Genomic DNA, 20,070 nt, shown 5'->3' on the forward strand with positions numbered 1-20,070 from the left:
GTCAATAGTAAAAAGTTGATTTTTTTCAAAAGTACAATGAGGAAATATGACCATCACAAAAAGACCACCGGATATGGCTGGTCTGAAATAAGGGTATGTATGTGGTAATTACTGCGGAAGAGATGCTAAGTATTCTTTCACTCGTCCATAGTAGATACGTAAGAACTTATTGGCACCTGCAGTCATGTAGACATAATAAGGTTTACCTTGAGCACGTTTCTTGTCCATAAATAGATACACGGCATCATCCTGTGGCTTATTTTTGATAAGAGCGTCCATGACCTGAAACAAAGTTTTACGCAAGGTAGAAGATCCTCTTTTGGAAGCATGAACACTCTTTTGTTCATAGGTTCCAGATTGATTTACACCTGGATCGACACCAGCAAATGCTGTAATGGCGCCTTTGTGAGTAAAGCGTGTAACATCTCCAATTTCAGCAATTAGCTGAGGACCTAGAGACGAACCAACGCCTTTCATTTCCATGACGATAAAGTACTCTGGCAGTTTAGATGCAGTTTCATGCATTAAAGAACGAAGTTGTTCCACTGTTTGAGAGGCGATATTTAGCTGTTCTACAGCCTGTTTAACAATCAGTTTGGTTAAGTCATCTTTAGGAAGTACGGGAATAAGCTCCTTAGCTGCACCATAGATTTCTTCAGCTTTTGATTTACTGAAGTTGTACTTCTTTCTCTTGCACCATTTCTGATAATGGTCGGTGAAAGCATTTAGAGACATTTTACGAACACAGTCCACATGCCAGTATGTAGTGGCGAAATCAACCCATTTCTGACTACCATCATTACGGGCAGGGCTATCGAAGTAAGTATTAACACCTGGATAGGTTTGATCAAGAATGCCGATAAAGTTGTTTTTCATAGCCGTTTTGTGCTTCATATAGAAACCAAACTGACGGTTCATTGTTTTTAACTGATTGCGTATTTCATCCATAAGACAATACTGTTTCAAATCAGTCCAGCTGTCAAGAGCATAACGAGCTATTTTAACAGCATCTGCCTTATCAGACTTGACTTTACGGAGAGAATTATCTCCGAAATCTTTAATAAGTTTTGGATTTACGGCACTTACGAAAAGATTTGCCTGAGAAAGCTCATGAGCTAATGGTTCGTAATAACGACCAGTATGCTCCATGACAATCCGTGATTCACCTTCAATGGATTTGATTTGTTCAATTAAGAAACTAATTTCACTTGAAGTGTGGTGAATCTCAAAAGGTGAAGAAACAATCTCACCATATGGGCGGAGAATAGCAATCATGCTTTTGCCCTTAGAAACATCAATACCTACTGCGTTCATAAATTTGTCACTCCTATAGATTATTGCAATGGATAAACACCAGTTTTACTCATTGCCTATTCCATCTACTGTGGTGTGACCCGAACGTACTGTAGGAAGCAGTTCAACCTGCATAAAACGAACGCTGCGAATGAGGAGCTGGTTAGCAGTCTAATTTACGGACGCGAAGTCCAAGAAAGGAAGACGCCATACCTATTGCTCCATACATTCTAACAGCTTAAGCAACAAGATGGATAGTGACCTGACTGGCTGTCAAGCACATTAACCATAAATATATTGTAGTAGAAAGGTGGGTGAAAGGTCTGAACGTACAACGCATTAGACAGAAGATGGATAAAATAATAAGAGAAGCATTAGAGTTTCTCTTTCCTTCCAATATTTATTGCATTTGCTGCAATGATTTTATTAATCGTGAGCAGCCCTATGCCTTGTGTCCTAGTTGTGTACGTAAACTGCATTGGATTGTTGGCTTAACCTGCCCAAAATGTGGGAAAACGGTGACCGAGGAAGGATTATGTTCAGACTGCTTATTAACTTTTCGCTATTTTGATCAAGGAATTTCTTGTGTTCAGTATGGTAAGCTTGAGAAGGATATTATACATAAGTTTAAATATCACGATGGTGCATATATTGGAAAAAAATTAGCCCAGCTTATGATGGAACGCTTGGAAGTTGAGGACTTTTCCATTGATGCAATTGTATCGGTACCTATGTTTTTAGAAAAAGAAAAGAGCAGAGGATACAACCAAGCTACGGTTTTGGCAAAAGAATTATCCAGATTAATTGAAATACAGTACATAAATAATTTATTGATTCGTAATCGAAATACGGTGCCTATGAGCGAACTTTCTGCAGAGGAAAGAATAAGAAATGTGAAAAATGCATTTACGATTAACGAAAATTATTATAATATAGTACAGGATAAAATAATATTACTTGTAGATGATGTTTATACTACAGGAAATACTGTGAATGAATGCAGTCGTATTTTAAAAGAATGCGGTGCGGGAAAAGTATATGTTTTAACCTTCGCCTCTGGCGTAGGCAAATAAGAATCGAATGAGGAGACCGTTTTGGTCTGTGGTTGAAAGTCCATGCTAGTTACGGGCAAAGGGACCCACGTAAGCTGGACCGCAAGGCGGCAGTGATCATGGCGTAGCTTAGAGGTAAGTCCTTGGGTAAAAACCCAAAGGCAGGTGTGGGGGCAAAGACCAGGTCAGCGAAGCGGTTTCCTCAATCGGTTCTTTTTTTATTTCATGAATAATATGGTTTAATAGAATAAGAAAATGGCATTAATAAAAGAGTTTATAAATAAATATTAAAATAATTCACAGTTTTATCCACAGGGCTGTTTATATTTTATAAAAAGAGGGTATTTTAAAATAAATGAATAAAAATACAGAGATGAATAAATACTAAAAACGTTGAAAAATAAGGGTTTTAATAAAAATAAGTGATATGTGCATAAAATACAAATTCAAATTAGGAATTGTTTTTTTTCCACTATTGTAAACGTTGTATTTTCAATTATGCACAGAGTTATCCACAATATTAACAGTGGATAACTTAAAAGAAGATTTATTAATTTTTTGAATAGACTGCCAATAAAAAAGAGGAAAAGATATGTTATTGTCGAATAAGAATACAAACAAATAACAAGGGGGTCATGTTATGAAAGTGATTATTACAAGCAAGAATTTTAGTTCTAGCGCCAATTTGAACGACACCGTTACAACAAAATTTGAAAAACTTTCTAAGTATTTCTCTAAGGATATCGTAGCAAACGTTACGTTAAGTGTAGAGAAAGAAAGACAAAGAGTTGAGGCAACAATTAATGCAAATGGAACTCTTTTCCGTGCTGAGGATACTTCACTGGATGCTTATACAAGCGTAGACCGCGTTGTGGATAAGTTGGCTTCTCAAATGTCTAGATTTAAAACAAAACTTTTACGTAAGCATAAGGGACAAAAAGAAATTAATTTTACAGAGCTTCCTGATATTGAAGAGGATGAAATTGAAGATGTAAAAGTTGTTCGTAAAAAAACATTTGAGTTACAACCAATGTCAGTGGATGAAGCTGTTATGCAAATGGAATTGTTAGGGCACACATTCTTTGTATTTTTGAATATTGAGACAGATAGTGTAAACGTAGTTTATAAGAGAAAGGACAACGATTACGGTTTATTAGAAACACAGTATTAAAACGCATATGGTGGATTGCTGTAAAGGCAATCCACTTTTTTGTTTTTGGCTTCAATTTTTCGGATTTTATCTATCGTTTTCTATTGAACAATAATGTATTTTTCGGTACAATAAAAGTAATATTGATTTATTGTGAGGGAGTAAGCGAATGTCAGATATTTTTTCTAACATTTTTTCTGGAATTGGGATTTCAGATGTAATTGATGTCATGATTGTTGCATTTGTAGTCTATAAAATAGTTGGTTTCATTCGGGAAACGAGAGCAGAGCAATTAGCCAAAGGATTATTGGTATTGGTTATTGCTAATTTTGCATCTCGTCTTTTTCATCTTTACACCTTAAATTGGATTTTAGTAAAGACGATGGACTTAGGTGTGATTGCATTGATTATTGTATTTCAGCCGGAACTTCGTCGTGCTCTTGAGTATTTGGGAAGAAGTAAGATTATTACAAAGCAATTCGCACAAATGGATAAAGAAAAAGCAAAACAGCTTACTTCGATTTTAATAAAGACCGTCGAATATTTTTCTTCGAATAAAGTTGGTGCTCTCATTATTTTAGAGCGTGAAACGACGTTAACGGATATTGCAGAGACAGGAACTGTGGTTGATGCGAAAGTTTCGTCTGAACTTTTAGGTAATCTTTTTTATGAAGGAGCACCGCTTCATGATGGTGCTGCAATCGTAAGAGGCGATCGGGTTTTAGCAGCCGGTTGTGTTCTTCCTTTGACTCAAAATAAAAATCTAAGTAAGGATTTAGGAACAAGGCATCGTGCAGGAATTGGAATTACCGAAAATTCTGATGCAATTAGTTTAATTGTATCAGAAGAAACGGGCATCATTTCTGTTGCCACTGATGGTAAATTATCTCGGTTTTTAGATTTAAAAACCGTTGAAAAAACACTTTTAAATTTATATTTAAGCCAGCTGAACGCAGATGGAAAGAAGATGCCGTTCGTAAGTTGGTTAAGGAGGCGAGATAAGGATGAGCAATAGTACGTTTAATAAGGTGCTCTCTGTTGTGATCGCCTTATTACTATGGGTTTATGTAATTGGAGAAGTCAATCCAACGACTCAGCATACTTTGACGAGTGTGCCGGTTTCACTTCTAAATATGGAAACACTTACTTCAAGAGGGTTAGCAGTAGCTGGAAACAGTGAATATACCGTCGATATTGTAGTAGAAGGACAAAGAGCAGATATGTCGAAATTGACGATGGATGATGTCGTGGCGACTGCTGATCTATTTGGTTTTGGAAAAGGTCAGAGCTATATAGAGGTTTCTGTAAAAATTCCGGATCCATTAAAGAAAGTTGAAGTTCGACCTGCTAGAATTCCGGTTAATATTGAAGAATTGGTTGCAGTAAGTAAACCTGTTCGAGTTGCGGTAAATGGGTTAGAATCTGAAGGACAAGAAGTAGGAAACATAAAATTGAAACCCAACCAAATTGAAGTTTCAGGGGCAAAATCTCAAGTCGACTCTGTGGAATATATTCAAGCGACGCTTGATGCAACAAAGATTTTAGAAAATGGAAGTACCTTGCAAGTAACTGCGGTTCCAATTGATAGCAGTGAGGCACCCGTTCGCAATGTTAGACTTTCCTCTGAATATGTGGAAGTTAGTGCAAAACTATATAAATTGAAAGATGTAAATTTAAAAGTAGAAACGACAGGTGATTTGGCAGAAGGATATGAAGTATCCAGTGTAGATCTGCCAAGTAGTATTAAAATAAAAGGGGCAAGGTCTACACTACGTAACATTTCCGAAGTAAGTATTGAGCCAATCAATTTAACAGACATTTCTTCAAATACAACGCAAACGGTAAAGGTACAATTACCGGATGGAGTTGAACTTGCAAATACGAATAAGTACATTGAAGCAAGAATTTTTGTTCGGGAAGTCGTATCAAAAGAGTTTATTTACGATGCAGATGAAGTACAGATTGAAGGCTTGCCGGAAGGATATCATGCAACCATTCAAACTCCTGAAGTGAAAATAAAAGTAATAGGAGAAGAAACATTAATGGAATCTGTGGAAAAGCAAGATTTCACATTGTCCATTCAACTTGATGATGCAGATGTTAGTACTGCATCGGCTAAAGTAATTGTAAATCATACGAAAACAGTAAGTCGTATTGTTGTTACACCAGAACAGTTAAATATAATGGTAAACGAGGAATCATAGCCTCGTTTCCTTTTTCTGTGTTCCTTTTTTGGGGATGCAATGTATTTAGAATAAAATGGAATCCAAAATAAAAGGAGAATAAAAAGATGGGTAGATTATTTGGGACTGATGGAGTCAGAGGTGTTGCAAATTCTGAATTAACACCAGAGCTGGCATTTAATTTAGGTAAAGCAGGGGCATATGTTTTAAGTAAAGAGGGTCAACGTCCGGTAGTTATTATTGGCAAAGATACCAGAGTTTCTGGAGATATGCTGGAGGATGCAATCAGTGCCGGAATTTTAGCTATGGGGGGGAATGTTATCAAGATTGGTGTTCTTCCAACACCAGCAGTTGCATATTTGGTAAGATATTTTCATGCAGATGCTGGAATTGTTATTTCAGCATCACACAATCCTTTTGAATATAATGGAATTAAGTTTTTTAACAATGATGGTTTTAAACTGGATGATGAGATCGAAGATGAGATTGAAGACATTATACTTAGAAATACGGATGTACACAGTCATATTACCGGAGAACTTCTAGGTAGGTCTTTGGAAGCAAAAGAGGATGCTTTATCGTTATATGCAGAATTTTTAAAGGGAACCATTGATGTGAATCTAGTTGGAATGAAAATTGTGATTGATTGTGCCAATGGAGCATCTTATCAGGTTGCAGAACGTGTATTCCGAGAACTTGGTGCAAAGGTAATTGTACTTTTCAACGAACCAAACGGACATAATATCAATGATCAATGCGGCTCTACGCATCCGGAAAAGCTCCAAGCCGCTGTTTTACGTGAAAAAGCAGATATTGGACTTGCATTTGACGGAGATGCTGATCGGCTGATTGCCGTAGATGAGAAGGGTCAAGTGCTTGATGGTGATCGTATGATCTATATTTGTGCGAAAATGTTAAAACAAACGGGTAAGTTAAAAGATAATTTGGTTACAGCAACTGTGATGAGCAACATCGGTTTTCATAAAGCGATCGAAGCTATTGGAGGAAAGGTAGATACAACACAGGTAGGAGACCGCTATGTATTGGAAAGTATGTTAAAAACTGGTTGTGTAATCGGAGGCGAACAGTCCGGACATATTATATTTTTAAACCATACGACAACAGGAGATGGTATTTTATCTGCCTTACAACTTTTGCAGTCAATTAAAATATCAGGGAGAAAACCTTCCGAATTATCTGAGGAAGTTACCATATATCCACAAGTATTAAAAAATGCTAAAATCAAAAATGAAAATAAAAAGAAATATATGGAACATCCGGAAATTAAATCCGAAATAGAAAAAATGGAAAAAATGATGGGAGGAAAAGGAAGGATTTTAATTCGTCCTTCCGGTACAGAACCTCTTGTGCGAGTGATGCTTGAGGGCGAAAATATTGAGCAAATTACAGCTTTGGCAGAAAACTTAGCGAAGATTATAACAAAACATTTATCTTAGATTATTTGTTAAAATTGTAAAAAACAACCTTTTAACCGACTAAAATCGTTTTTTAGTCGGTTTTTTTTTGCCAATTGTATAAATATACATAAAAAATTTTCTTGATAAGCTGTCGAACTTTATGTTATTATGGAAAAGTCGTTGCGCCAAAAATGGTGCAGCTTGGTATTTTATCTTATTTTTTTTTTACTAGGAGGGTAAAAATGAAAGCATTTATCAAATTCTTACCGGTTGTTGTTCTTGCGGTTCTTATGATCTGCAAATTCGACGCCTTACTTGCAGCTCCGATTGCAACAATTTGTGCGATGGCAGTTGCAATGCTGACTGACAAATTAAAACTTCAGGATTGTCTTGATGCAGCAATGGAAAGTGTCAGCAAAATTTTAATTGCACTATTCATTTTAATGTTTGCTTATGCGATGGCAAGTGCATTCATGTCCACAGGAGTTGGTGCATCCATTGTAAACATTGCACTTTCTTTAGGTGTAACAGCTAGAACGGTTGCTGCGGTTGGACTTATCGTAACAGCAATCTTATCAGTTGCAACCGGTACTTCTTGGGGTACTTTTGCGGCTTGTGCACCAATTTTCTTATGGTTGAACCATATTGTAGGTGGAGATTTGTATTTGACAACTGCAGCAATTGCAGGTGGTGCTTGTTTCGGAGATAATATCGGTTTGATTTCCGATACAACTGTAGTATCTTCCGGTATCCAGGGCGTTGAGGTTATTGACCGAATTAGACACCAAGGTGTTTGGTCAGTATCTTGTTTGGTATTTGCTGGAGCAATCACATTTGTATTGGGTATTGCTTTGGGTCTTCCAAATGAATCTACAAATGCGGGAGCAGTTATCAGTCAAATTCCAGACGAAGTTTGGACGGTATTAGCTGAGAAAAAACCGGTTGCGGTTGACTTGCTAACACAGGTACAGACTGGAGTGCCGGTGTACATGGTAATTCCTCTTATTTTAGTAATTGCAACTGCAATTATGGGATTGTCTACCTTTATTTGTTTGGGTGTTGGTTTGGTTTCTGCTTATGTATTAGGTCTTTTTGCAGGAACAGTTACCGATACTATGGCTTATTTAAATATGATTACAGAAGGATTTGCAGATGCAGGTTCTTGGGTTATCGTAATGATGATGTGGGTAGCTGCATTTGGCGGTATTATGAGAAGAATAGCAGCATTTGCACCGCTTTCACGTTTTGTTGCAGCAATTTCTCATAATGTTAGACAGCTTATGTTCTGCAACAGTATACTTTCTTTATTCGGAAATGCATGCTTAGCGGATGAAATGGCACAGATTGTAACTGTAGGTCCAATCATTAAGGACTTGGTAGATGAGAATGTAGTTGCCGAGACGGAACAGGATATGTATAAATTAAAGCTAAGAAATGCAACATTCTCTGATGCTTTAGGTGTATTTGGTTCTCAGTTAATCCCTTGGCACGTATACATGGGATTCTATTTAGGAATTGCAGCTGCAGTATATCCGCTTGAAGAAATTGCAGCGATTGATATTATTAAGTTTAATGTAATGGCTATGACTGCGGTTGTTTCTATTATGGTATTGACCTTAACTGGTTGGGATCGATTTGTTCCTCTGTTTGGTCTTCCAAGAGAACCTAAGGTTCAGTTAAAGAAAAAAATTAAAAAAGCATAATCATACATTAATTAAAAATCCCCCTTTTAAAAGGGGGATTTCAGACTGTAGACAAAATACCTTGCTAAATTTATATTCTTATAATTTCTGCAAGGTATTTTCTATTTTTTCTATAAAGCTTTTAAAAAAAGAAAAAATAAAAGGATATCTCTATGCCATTTGATTCCTTCTTTCAGATTTATGAATCCATGTTGCTAGTTTTTTTAGATTCATGGACGCAAAAAGAAGATTCAGTTCCATTTCTATCTTCTGAATCCCTCGATATTGTGTATAACGCATATTATGTTTTTCTTTTGCATCTGCAAAGACTCGCTCAATGGTTTGACTCCGTAGTTTGTAAAGATCTCGATACTTTGGAGTATGACGAATGTCCTCACATTGCTCTATGTAGTTTTCCCATATATGACGTGTGACTACTTTTACATGGTCTTTACTTGCTGTGCATTCTGATAAGGAAGGGCAACTCTTGCAAATTTCTCCTTTACTCTTATATTCCCGATACCCTTCTCTATTTGTTGTAGTATAGTTTAACACTTGGTTTTCTGGGCATACAAAGCAATCATAGTATTCATCATAAGCATATTCGTGTTTTTTAAAATAACCATTTTTTGTCATAGGTCGTTTGTATGGTAGGATAGGAATTCGTTTATCTTTGAGTATTTCTCTAGCAATTGCAGGTGTTTTATATCCGGAATCCATTACAATATTTTTTACACCTTTATATCTTTTTACTTTTTCATAAATCTTTGGGAATGCAACTGAGTCATGTACATTTCCTGGATTTGTATGAAAAGCAAGTATGTAATTGTTTCGATCGCAAGCTACATTTGCAGCATAAGCAAATACTACCTTATGCTTTCCTTTATGAAATACGCCGCAATCCGGATCTACGGTACTTTTCTTGATTACTTTTGTCTTTTCTTTGGCTTCCGTTTTTTTTTACAAGCTTGTTTTCCTCGTTCAATGCGATCTTCGTTAATTTCTTTCATTAGTTCTTTTTCATAGTATTTAACGGATTCCAAAACGGTTTCTTTTTCACTGTTATGGTTATTTGCACTTGCTTTAATATGTGTACCGTCAATGAAAATGCTTTCTGAATTAATGAATTCATATTCCATAATTTCAGCAATGACTCTTTGAAAGATTTGTTCGAATAAGTCAGTATTTTGAAACCGACGAGAGTAGTTTTTACCAAAGGTAGAAAAGTGAGGAATTTCTTCCTCTAAACTATAACCAAGATACCATCGATAAGCTACATTCGTTTGAATTTCTTTAATGGTCTGTCTCATGGATCGAATACCAAAGGTATATTGAATGAGGGTAATTTTAATTAAGACAACAGGATCGATGCTTTCTTTTCCCACATCAGAATACAAATCTTTTACAAGGTCATAAATGAAAGAGAGATTAATCGCAGTATCTATCTTACGAATAATATGATCTTGTGGAACAAGAGAATTCAAGGTTACCATTTGAAATTGATCACGACCTAATAAATCTTTCTTACCCATCATAAAGCAAATACCTCCATGTATTTATACATATATTTTACCATAAATACAATAAAATGTATTGCATTATGTAAAAAAAACTGTAGGCAAAGATAGAGATATCCTTGTCTACAGTCTGAAATCCCCCTTTTAAAAGGGGGATTTTTTTATATCATTATTTAATTTGTTAAATAAATTGTTTTAAATCTTTTATAAATTGATCTACCTTCTCTTCTGGAGTTGCCCAAGAGGTAACTAAGCGTATCGCGCTGTGATCATGATCGACGACTTCCCAAATATAGAATTGATATGATTTTTCTAATTCTGAAATGATGGAGTTTGGTAATATAGGAAAGATTTGATTGGTTGGGGATTGAGTTAAAAAAGAAAAACCTAATCCTTCAAGTTCTTTCGCCATTTTTTGTGCCATTTCATTGGAATGCTTTGCTAGTTTAAAATACAGGTTATCGCGCATTAATTCTTCAAATTGAATTCCAAGAACACTGCCCTTTGCCGTTAAAGCACCTCTTTGTTTAATATGAAAACGAAAATCAGGCTTGATTTTGTCGTTTACAATGACTAATGCTTCAGCCATAAGTGCGCCGTTTTTTGTGCCGCCAATATAGAAAATATCAGCAATTTCAGGTAAGTCTTCCATCTTAACATCATTGCCTTCTGCCATAATGGCACAGCCTAGACGAGCCCCGTCAATATAAAGATACATATCGTTATCATCACAAATTTTTCGAATTGCTTGTAATTCAGCTTTTTTATAAATTGTACCATTTTCAGTTGGATTTGTGAGGAATACCATTTTTCTTCGAACTGTATGTTCATCTTCAAACCCATTTAAAATTTTCTGGATGTGTGATGGCGTTAGTTTTCCATCTGGTGTTTCAATAGGGAGGATCTTATGACCAGCGGCTTCGATTGCACCTGTTTCATGAACTTCAATGTGACCAGTGCTTGGTGCAATGATCGCTTCATAGGAACGTAAGCAAGCTGTAATCGAAATTAGATTGGTTGGAGTCCCTCCCGGTAAAAAATAAACATCTACATCATCCCGTTTGATTTCTTCTTTAATTCGTTTTGCAGCTGTTAAACAATGTTGATCATAGTTATAACCTTCGTTTTGTTCATAACAGGTATCAGCGAGTGCTTTTAAAATATTTGGATGTGCACCTTCGCTGTAATCACAAATAAAACTATACATAATTTAATACCTCCATCGTAGTTGTATAAAATAAGTATAGCATATTCTAAGCCAAACCGCGCAATAAGATTAAGAGAGGTTGATAAATTACTGGTATTTTTACAGTTTTTTTTATATAATGTTATAGATAACGAAAGGGGGGACGGAAAAATTATCTAAAAAAAGCGCCAGAGCTTATGAAAAAAATAAAAAAGCTGACGAGGACAGGGGAGTATCGAAATGTTCGGCGGATGCCCCTGGGGTTCAATAAGGAATCCTTAACGACGGAATAAAACCTACAGGTAACTGCTGGGACAAAAGCGTCGTAGTATTTTATAATTGATAAGGAGGGCACAATATGTGCGGAATCGTTGGTTATGTAGGCGATCAAAATGCTTGTGACATTATTATAGATGGATTAAAAAAATTAGAATATAGAGGATATGATTCTTCTGGAATTGCTCTTTGCAAGGATGGAAAGTTAGAAGTGCATAAATATAAAGGTCGTATTTCTAATTTAGAGGATGCCATTTCGGAAAAGAATTTAAGCAGTTCTATCGGAATAGGACACACCCGTTGGGCAACACATGGAGCACCGTCGGATGTAAATGCACATCCCCATACTAACTTGAATAAGACAATTGCAGTTGTGCATAATGGCATTATCGAAAATTTTGTGGAATTAAAGGAATGGCTTATAAAAGATCATGACATTGTTTTTAATTCCGAAACCGATACAGAGGTAATTGCACATTTAATTAGTGTATTCTATGAAGGTGATTTAACGGATGCAGTTTATAAAGCAGTTGAAAAGATGCGAGGTGCCTATGCTTTAGGTGTCGTATGCAGCAAAGAGCCAGACAAATTAGTAGCTGTTCGTAAAGATAGTCCGTTGGTTGTAGGATTAGGTGAAGGATGTAATTTTATAGCTTCTGATATTCCGGCATTGTTAAAGCATGTTCGAAAGATATATTTAATTGAGAACAATGAAACTGTGGTATTGACAAAAAATAAGGTCACCTTATACAATGCAGAGCGTCAAGAAGTAAAACGTGATGTGTTTCATGTAACCTGGGATGCAGATGCAGCCGAAAAAGAAGGCTATGATCATTTTATGCTTAAGGAAATTTATGAGCAGCCAAAAGGTATTTTTGAGACATTAACTAGACGTTTAAACGAGAAGGATGAAATTAATCTAGACGGAATTAGTATGACAAAAGAAGATATAGAGCGTTTTAATAAAGTCTATATCGTAGCTTGTGGAACGGCATACCATGCTGGTATGGTAGGTAAATTTATTATTGAAAAGCTAGCAAAGGTTCCGGTAGAAATTGATGTTGCTTCTGAGTTCCGTTATCGTGATCCTTTTGTAGATGATAAGACATTATTCATTGCAGTAAGTCAGTCAGGAGAAACCCTTGATACTTTAGCGGCATTAAGAGAAGCAAAGCGTAAGGGTGCGAGAATTTTATCAATTGTTAACGTTGTAGGAAGTTCCGTTGCTAGAGAATCCGATGATGTTTTTTATACGTGGGCAGGTCCGGAAATTGCAGTTGCTTCGACAAAAGCTTATACAACACAATTAGTGTGTATGTATCTGATTGCACTTTATATGGGGAGAACAAAAGACTGCTTGCCAGTGGAACAATACAATCATTATGTAAGTGAGTTAAAAGATATTCCAGATAAGATAAAGCAGATATTAAATCAAGAAAAAAATATTCTTAACATGGCGAAAGAGCTGTATAAGCAAGAACAAGTTTTCTTTATTGGAAGAGGACCTGATGTAGGTGTCTCTTACGAGGGATCCTTAAAACTAAAAGAAATATCCTATATTAATTCTTTTGCTATAGCTGCAGGAGAATTAAAACATGGAACGATTGCTTTGATTGAGCAGGATACTTTGGTAATTGCACTTGCAACGCAAGATGCATTGTTTGAGAAAATGTTATCAAATATTCAAGAAGTTAAGGCAAGAGGCGCTTATGTTGTAGGGCTTGCAAAGGAAAACAACAAAGAAATTGAACGCCAATCGGATAAAGTAATTTATATTCCTGAATGTATGGATGAGATTACTCCGTTGTTGTCCGTAATTCCTCTTCAAATCCTAGCATATCATATTGCAAAGTTAAGAGGCTGTGATATTGATAAACCAAAAAATTTGGCTAAGAGTGTTACGGTTGAATAAAAAAATAAAAAATAAAAGGCGGTGGTTTTTACCGCCGCCTCAGACTGTAGACAAGGATATCTCTATCTTTGCCTACAGTTTTTTTTACATAATGTAATACATTTTATTGTATTTATGGTAAAATATATGTATAAATACATGGAGGTATTTGCTTTATGATGGGTAAGAAAGATTTATTAGGTCGTGATCAATTTCAAATGGTAACCTTGAATTCTCTTGTTCCACAAGATCATATTATTCGTAAGATAGATACTGCGATTAATCTCTCTTTCATTTATGACCTTGTAAAAGATTTGTATTCTGATGTGGGAAAAGAAAGCATCGACCCTGTCGTCTTAATTAAAATTACCCTCATTCAATATACCTTTGGTATTCGATCCATGAGGCAGACCATTAAAGAAATTCAAACGAATGTAGCTTATCGATGGTATCTTGGTTATAGTTTAGAGGAAGAAATTCCTCACTTTTCTACCTTTGGTAAAAACTACTCTCGTCGGTTTCAAAATACTGACTTATTCGAACAAATCTTTCAAAGAGTCATTGCTGAAATTATGGAATATGAATTCATTAATTCAGAAAGCATTTTCATTGACGGTACACATATTAAAGCAAGTGCAAATAACCATAACAGTGAAAAAGAAACCGTTTTGGAATCCGTTAAATACTATGAAAAAGAACTAATGAAAGAAATTAACGAAGATCGCATTGAACGAGGAAAACAAGCTTGTAAAAAAAAACGGAAGCCAAAGAAAAGACAAAAGTAATCAAGAAAAGTACCGTAGATCCGGATTGCGGCGTATTTCATAAAGGAAAGCATAAGGTAGTATTTGCTTATGCTGCAAATGTAGCTTGCGATCGAAACAATTACATACTTGCTTTTCATACAAATCCAGGAAATGTACATGACTCAGTTGCATTCCCAAAGATTTATGAAAAAGTAAAAAGATATAAAGGTGTAAAAAATATTGTAATGGATTCCGGATATAAAACACCTGCAATTGCTAGAGAAATACTCAAAGATAAACGAATTCCTATCCTACCATACAAACGACCTATGACAAAAAATGGTTATTTTAAAAAACACGAATATGCTTATGATGAATACTATGATTGCTTTGTATGCCCAGAAAACCAAGTGTTAAACTATACTACAACAAATAGAGAAGGGTATCGGGAATATAAGAGTAAAGGAGAAATTTGCAAGAGTTGCCCTTCCTTATCAGAATGCACAGCAAGTAAGGACCATGTAAAAGTAGTCACACGTCATATATGGGAAAACTACATAGAGCAATGTGAGGACATTCGTCATACTCCAAAGTATCGAGATCTTTACAAACTACGGAGTCAAACCATTGAGCGAGTCTTTGCAGATGCAAAAGAAAAACATAATATGCGTTATACACAATATCGAGGGATTCAGAAGATAGAAATGGAACTGAATCTTCTTTTTGCGTCCATGAATCTAAAAAAACTAGCAACATGGATTCATAAATCTGAAAGAAGGAATCAAATGGCATAGAGATATCCTTTTATTTTTTCTTTTTTTAAAAGCTTTATAGAAAAAATAGAAAATACCTTGCAGAAATTATAAGAATATAAATTTAGCAAGGTATTTTGTCTACAGTCTGAGGCGGTGGTTTTTACCACCGCCTTTTATTAGGTCCTTAATTTAATAACTTTGTTAGAGATTACTCCATAGATTTTGCAGCAATTTCTGCATCCAATTTTCTTTGCTCTATTAGAGCTTCGTATTCTTCGTCTGTCATCTTTTCCATAGAGATTCCAGTAAATCCATAGAAGATGGAGACAAGTGGATTAATCCAGTTTAAGAATGCATATGGTGCATATGCAAATGTTTCAACACCCAAGAACTTTGTCATGGAAGCACCGCAAGTGTTCCATGGAACCAATGCTGAAGTAATGGTTCCGGAGTCTTCCAAGCATCTGGAAAGATTCTTTGCTTTGAGTTTTTTGTCTTCAAACGCTTCTTTATACATACGACCAGGAAGAATAATAGCTAGATATTGGTCAGAAGCGATGATGTTAACAAAGAGACAAGAGAATACTGTAACGGTTACTAATGCACCAGTACTCTTTGCTACCTTTAACAGTGCTTCTGCTAAAGCAGCCAACATACCTGTGCAGTCCATAACGCCACCAAAGGTCATAGCGCACAAGATTAAGTTTACTGTCCAGAGCATAGATTTCATACCGCCGCCGCCAAGAAGGTCAGCAACTGTATAATCATCGTTTAAAGCAACTTCACTAATGGATTCGTATCCATAGTGCATAATTGTAAACCAATCGCCTACCGGAATACCTTGCATGGTAACCATGAAGATGAGACCAACGGCAATACCGCCAATTAAACCAGGCAGCGCAGGAGTCTTAAATACTACAATTGCAATTAGAAGAACTGGAGCGATTAATAAGATTGGAGAAATTGAAAATTCATTTAAAATTTCATCCTGTAAAATGTTGGCGGTACTCATGTCGACTTCGCCGCCACCTTTACCCATACCAAGAATACCATAAATAACAAGAGCGATAAGTAAGGAAGGAGTTACGGTCCAAACCATATGCTGGATATGATCAAATAAAGTTGCACCTGCAGCAGTAGGAGCTAAGTTCGTTGTATCGGATAGTGGAGACATTTTGTCACCGAAGTAAGAACCGGATACAACAGCACCAGCTGCGATAGCAGGGTTAATACCAAGACCAACAGCGATACCAATCATAGCTACACCTACGGTACCTGCTACCGACCAAGAACTTCCGATCGCTAGAGCAACAATACCGCAAAGTAGACAAGCGGTTACAAGGAAAATTCCCGGAGAAATGATATTTAATCCATAATAGATCATTCCCGGAATAACACCGGCAGCTTTCCATGTACCGATTAGAATACCAACAGTTAATAAAATTAAACAAGATTGCATTGAACGGGAAATACTAGAGATGATACCTTGCTCTAAGAAACTCCATTTCCAACCATTAGAGATGGCTACGCCTGCAGCTACGATTGCTGCGATGATTAAAGGAATGTGTAATTCGCCATAACTAGTAAAGACAATGGAATAAATCAGAAGTGCAATTGTAATGATCATTACAACGGCAATCTGCCACATAGGAATTTTTTTACCCATAGTTTTTTTCCTCCTTGAGATAAAAAGAGATAAGATAAAATAAGTAAAATATAAATGTGTTGAGGACCTACCAACATGTGTATTATACCATTAATTATTGATTTGTCAATATATATCGAATTATCAGTTTCTTCCGATAGTTGAGAAAACACAAGCAATGGTAGGGCGACGGATGGAAAAATAATTGCATTTTTTTAGATACTCCGTCTATTAATACATAGTATTTGTGTAGATATTAATTATTCTTATTAATGCCAAAAACTGCTTTAAGTGGTTCAAATATAATTATGTAAATGCTCAAAATAAGTATCATATTTTGTTATACCATAGTTGTCACCCCTCTCTTTATACATTAATGTAGCAAAAGGCAAAAAGAATTATTTGAAAATTCTAATATTATGAAGCAAGTATACTTGTCCACATATTATATGTCAACGGATTGTGCTATGTTTAAATTTATGTCTAATTTAATTGAAACTGGGTTGTTATTTATCGAAATAAATAAAAATGATATAATTTATCAATAATCCAGACAAAAAATAGGAATGTAAAAAGTATTTTTTTAAGGAATAATGCTAAATAAATTTGTATAAAAATATAGTGATTATACATTTTTCCTTAATATGTTAGAATATTTTTGAATCATAATATAGGAAGACCAAGGGATTTATATAAGAGAAAAGTTTTCTAAAATACTATATATATAAAGGAAGGAAAAATATCAAAAATATGTATCATAAGATAAAATACAAAAAAAATAAAAAAAGTATAAAAAATCGGTTGACAGAATGTAAATACTTTGCTATTCTAATATAGCTGTCACGCGAGACAACAAAAAACAAAAATCGCGAAAACATCGAAAAAAGTTTGAAAAAAATAAAAAAGATGTTGACAAAGACAAGCAAGTGGGTTATACTAAAAAAGTTCCGTCAAGACGGAGCGGCGCTTGAAAAAAGCGCATCGGACGATAAAAATCTACAAATTAAAGTTTGTGATTTTTCAGTCCAGAGCCTTCTGGCATTTGCGCATTGCACAAATGAAGATAGGTTCACGAACCTTGAAAACTCCATAGTGTAGAAATTGAGTCAAAGAGATTTTTAAGTAAATCTCAAACGTCGAAACAGTGCAAACTGACAGAGACGAAAAAGACTTAAGTACAAAAACAATCTGCAAAAGATTGGTAAGAAACATTCAATGAATTGGATGGATCTTCGTACAATTTCTTAAAAACAATAATTTCAGATTCGTATGCAAATATGAAATGAAAAAAAGAAGCGAAACGCAATGCGTTTGGCTGAGCTAGATTTGAAGGCTCCGTAAGGAGCGTTTAGATACCAAATTTATTAAGAGTTTGATCCTGGCTCAGGATGAACGCTGGCGGCGTGCCTAACACATGCAAGTCGAGCGAGAAGCTCATGAATGAAACTTCGGTCGAATGATTGAGCGGAAAGCGGCGGACGGGTGAGTAACGCGTAGGCAACCTGCCCCATACAGAGGGATAGCCTCGGGAAACCGGGATTAATACCTCATAACGCGCGAGTGTCACATGACACTTTCGCCAAAGATTTATCGGTATGGGATGGGCCTGCGTCTGATTAGTTAGTTGGTGAGGTAACGGCTCACCAAGGCAGCGATCAGTAGCCGACCTGAGAGGGTAATCGGCCACATTGGAACTGAGACACGGTCCAAACTCCTACGGGAGGCAGCAGTGGGGAATATTGCACAATGGGCGCAAGCCTGATGCAGCAACGCCGCGTGAGCGATGAAGGCTTTCGGGTCGTAAAGCTCTGTCCTTGGGGAAGAAAAAAATGACGGTACCCTTGGAGGAAACCCCGGCTAACTACGTGCCAGCAGCCGCGGTAATACGTAGGGGGCAAGCGTTATCCGGAATTATTGGGCGTAAAGAGTACGTAGGTGGTTATGTAAGCGTGGGGTGAAAGGCAATGGCTCAACCATTGTTAGCCTTACGAACTGCATGGCTTGAGTGCAGGAGAGGAAAGCGGAATTCCTAGTGTAGCGGTGAAATGCGTAGATATTAGGAGGAACACCAGTGGCGAAGGCGGCTTTCTGGACTGTAACTGACACTGAGGTACGAAAGCGTGGGGAGCAAACAGGATTAGATACCCTGGTAGTCCACGCCGTAAACGATGAGCACTAGGTGTCGGGGGAGCGATCCTTCGGTGCCGTAGTTAACGCATTAAGTGCTCCGCCTGGGGAGTACGCACGCAAGTGTGAAACTCAAAGGAATTGACGGGGACCCGCACAAGCAGCGGAGCATGTGGTTTAATTCGAAGCAACGCGAAGAACCTTACCAGGGCTTGACATCCCTCTGACCGTCTCTTAATCGAGACTTCTCTTCGGAGCAGAGGTGACAGGTGGTGCATGGTTGTCGTCAGCTCGTGTCGTGAGATGTTGGGTTAAGTCCCGCAACGAGCGCAACCCTTGTCATTAGTTGCCAGCAGTTCGGCTGGGCACTCTAGTGAGACTGCCGGGGATAACTCGGAGGAAGGTGGGGATGACGTCAAATCATCATGCCCCTTATGTTCTGGGCTACACACGTGCTACAATGGCCGGTACAGAGAGAAGCAATCTCGTGAGAAGGAGCAAAACTCTAAAACCGGTCCCAGTTCGGATTGTAGGCTGAAACTCGCCTACATGAAGTTGGAGTTGCTAGTAATCGCGGATCAGAATGTCGCGGTGAATGCGTTCCCGGGTCTTGTACACACCGCCCGTCACACCATGGAAGTTGGGGGCGCCCGAAGTTGGCCGAGTAATAGGTTACCTAAGGCGAAATCAATGACTGGGGTGAAGTCGTAACAAGGTAGCCGTATCGGAAGGTGCGGCTGGATCACCTCCTTTCTAAGGAGACTACAATTTCTACACTATGAGTTTATATATATTTTATATATGGGTTAGCTCAGCTGGAGAGCACCTGCCTTGCACGCGGGGGTCAGAGTTCGATCCTCTATTCTCCACCATACACCGCAAGGTGTAAGTTATGTACCTTGAAAACTGAACAATGTAAATCTTAAAATTCAAATTAAGACGAAATCGAGAGCACTTGTCGAAAGACAAGAGCAAAACAGTAAGTAAAAACTAAGACAGTCTTTTCGAGAGCAATTCGGAAACGAATGTTCAGGAAAAAACTGCATAGGGTTTACTACAATTTCAAATTAATTTAACCGAGAAACCAGAAAATTACTAAGTTTTTTAACATAGTATTAAAATTAGTCCATAATTACTCAGTGGACGATT

General features: G+C 36.8%; 10 protein-coding genes, 1 rRNA gene and 2 pseudogenes. 9 read left to right on the forward strand and 4 right to left on the reverse strand.

The window, feature by feature from the left end; all coding sequences use genetic code 11:
* Positions 1 to 108: 108 nt before the first annotated feature.
* Positions 109 to 1,314 (reverse strand): IS110 family transposase, encoded by a 1,206-nt coding sequence (locus I2490_RS05420; protein WP_206457925.1) that lies wholly within the window; start codon positions 1,312 to 1,314, stop codon positions 109 to 111.
* A 293-nt stretch (positions 1,315 to 1,607) separates the two neighbouring features.
* Between I2490_RS05420 and I2490_RS05425 the strand changes: the two genes are divergently transcribed.
* The 6 genes from I2490_RS05425 (at position 1,608) to I2490_RS05450 (ending at position 8,799) form a co-directional block, all read left to right on the forward strand.
* A complete protein-coding gene (locus tag I2490_RS05425) occupies positions 1,608 to 2,366 on the forward strand; it encodes a ComF family protein (RefSeq protein WP_206458760.1) in 759 nt (252 codons plus the stop codon).
* A 619-nt stretch (positions 2,367 to 2,985) separates the two neighbouring features.
* Complete coding sequence (gene hpf, locus I2490_RS05430; protein WP_206458761.1) at positions 2,986 to 3,516, forward strand: ribosome hibernation-promoting factor, HPF/YfiA family; 531 nt, start codon at positions 2,986 to 2,988, stop codon at positions 3,514 to 3,516.
* A 148-nt stretch (positions 3,517 to 3,664) separates the two neighbouring features.
* Positions 3,665 to 4,510, forward strand: a complete 846-nt coding sequence (gene cdaA, locus I2490_RS05435) for a diadenylate cyclase CdaA (protein ID WP_206458762.1) — start codon at positions 3,665 to 3,667, stop codon at positions 4,508 to 4,510.
* Positions 4,500 to 5,699: a CdaR family protein gene (locus tag I2490_RS05440; RefSeq protein ID WP_206458763.1), complete on the forward strand. Its 1,200-nt coding sequence runs from the start codon at positions 4,500 to 4,502 to the stop codon at positions 5,697 to 5,699. The genes cdaA and I2490_RS05440 overlap by 11 nt, the downstream gene beginning before the upstream one ends.
* An 86-nt stretch (positions 5,700 to 5,785) precedes the next feature.
* Positions 5,786 to 7,135: a phosphoglucosamine mutase gene (gene glmM / locus I2490_RS05445; RefSeq protein ID WP_206458764.1), complete on the forward strand. Its 1,350-nt coding sequence runs from the start codon at positions 5,786 to 5,788 to the stop codon at positions 7,133 to 7,135.
* Positions 7,136 to 7,338: 203 nt separating this feature from the next.
* Complete coding sequence (locus I2490_RS05450) at positions 7,339 to 8,799, forward strand: Na+/H+ antiporter NhaC family protein (RefSeq protein WP_206458765.1); 1,461 nt, start codon at positions 7,339 to 7,341, stop codon at positions 8,797 to 8,799.
* Positions 8,800 to 8,949: 150 nt separating this feature from the next.
* Here the strand turns inward: I2490_RS05450 and I2490_RS05455 are convergent.
* Positions 8,950 to 10,313: pseudogene (locus tag I2490_RS05455) on the reverse strand (IS1182 family transposase).
* A 163-nt stretch (positions 10,314 to 10,476) separates the two neighbouring features.
* On the reverse strand, positions 10,477 to 11,502 hold the full coding sequence (locus I2490_RS05460) for a threonine aldolase family protein (RefSeq protein WP_206458766.1): 1,026 nt from the start codon (positions 11,500 to 11,502) through the stop codon (positions 10,477 to 10,479).
* Between the two features lie 337 nt (positions 11,503 to 11,839).
* On the opposite strand from I2490_RS05460, the gene glmS reads away from it, so the two are divergent.
* Both glmS and I2490_RS05470 read left to right on the forward strand, forming a co-directional pair.
* Positions 11,840 to 13,669, forward strand: coding sequence for a glutamine--fructose-6-phosphate transaminase (isomerizing) (glmS, locus tag I2490_RS05465; protein ID WP_206458767.1), 1,830 nt, complete (start codon positions 11,840 to 11,842; stop codon positions 13,667 to 13,669).
* Positions 13,670 to 13,824: 155 nt separating this feature from the next.
* A pseudogene (locus I2490_RS05470) lies at positions 13,825 to 15,188 on the forward strand (IS1182 family transposase).
* Positions 15,189 to 15,357: 169 nt separating this feature from the next.
* On the opposite strand, the gene nhaC reads toward I2490_RS05470, so the two are convergent.
* Positions 15,358 to 16,815 (reverse strand): Na+/H+ antiporter NhaC, encoded by a 1,458-nt coding sequence (gene nhaC, locus I2490_RS05475; RefSeq protein ID WP_206458768.1) that lies wholly within the window; start codon positions 16,813 to 16,815, stop codon positions 15,358 to 15,360.
* 1,339 nt (positions 16,816 to 18,154) lie between these two features.
* On the opposite strand from nhaC, the gene I2490_RS05480 reads away from it, so the two are divergent.
* A 16S ribosomal RNA gene (locus tag I2490_RS05480) occupies positions 18,155 to 19,674 on the forward strand.
* Positions 19,675 to 20,070 lie beyond the last annotated feature (396 nt).

It is taken from the genome of Anaerovorax sp. IOR16 (assembly GCF_017168145.1).
In the GTDB taxonomy this organism is placed as follows: Bacteria; Bacillota; Clostridia; order Peptostreptococcales; family Anaerovoracaceae; genus IOR16.

Coding starts and splice junctions, on each gene's coding strand:
- I2490_RS05420 (WP_206457925.1), bottom strand. CDS start 1,314: ATGAACGCAGTAGGTATTGATGTTTCTAAGGGCAAAAGCATGATTGCT.
- hpf (WP_206458761.1), top strand. CDS start 2,986: ATGAAAGTGATTATTACAAGCAAGAATTTTAGTTCTAGCGCCAATTTG.
- cdaA (WP_206458762.1), top strand. CDS start 3,665: ATGTCAGATATTTTTTCTAACATTTTTTCTGGAATTGGGATTTCAGAT.
- I2490_RS05440 (WP_206458763.1), top strand. CDS start 4,500: ATGAGCAATAGTACGTTTAATAAGGTGCTCTCTGTTGTGATCGCCTTA.
- glmM (WP_206458764.1), top strand. CDS start 5,786: ATGGGTAGATTATTTGGGACTGATGGAGTCAGAGGTGTTGCAAATTCT.
- I2490_RS05450 (WP_206458765.1), top strand. CDS start 7,339: ATGAAAGCATTTATCAAATTCTTACCGGTTGTTGTTCTTGCGGTTCTT.
- I2490_RS05460 (WP_206458766.1), bottom strand. CDS start 11,502: ATGTATAGTTTTATTTGTGATTACAGCGAAGGTGCACATCCAAATATT.
- glmS (WP_206458767.1), top strand. CDS start 11,840: ATGTGCGGAATCGTTGGTTATGTAGGCGATCAAAATGCTTGTGACATT.
- nhaC (WP_206458768.1), bottom strand. CDS start 16,815: ATGGGTAAAAAAATTCCTATGTGGCAGATTGCCGTTGTAATGATCATT.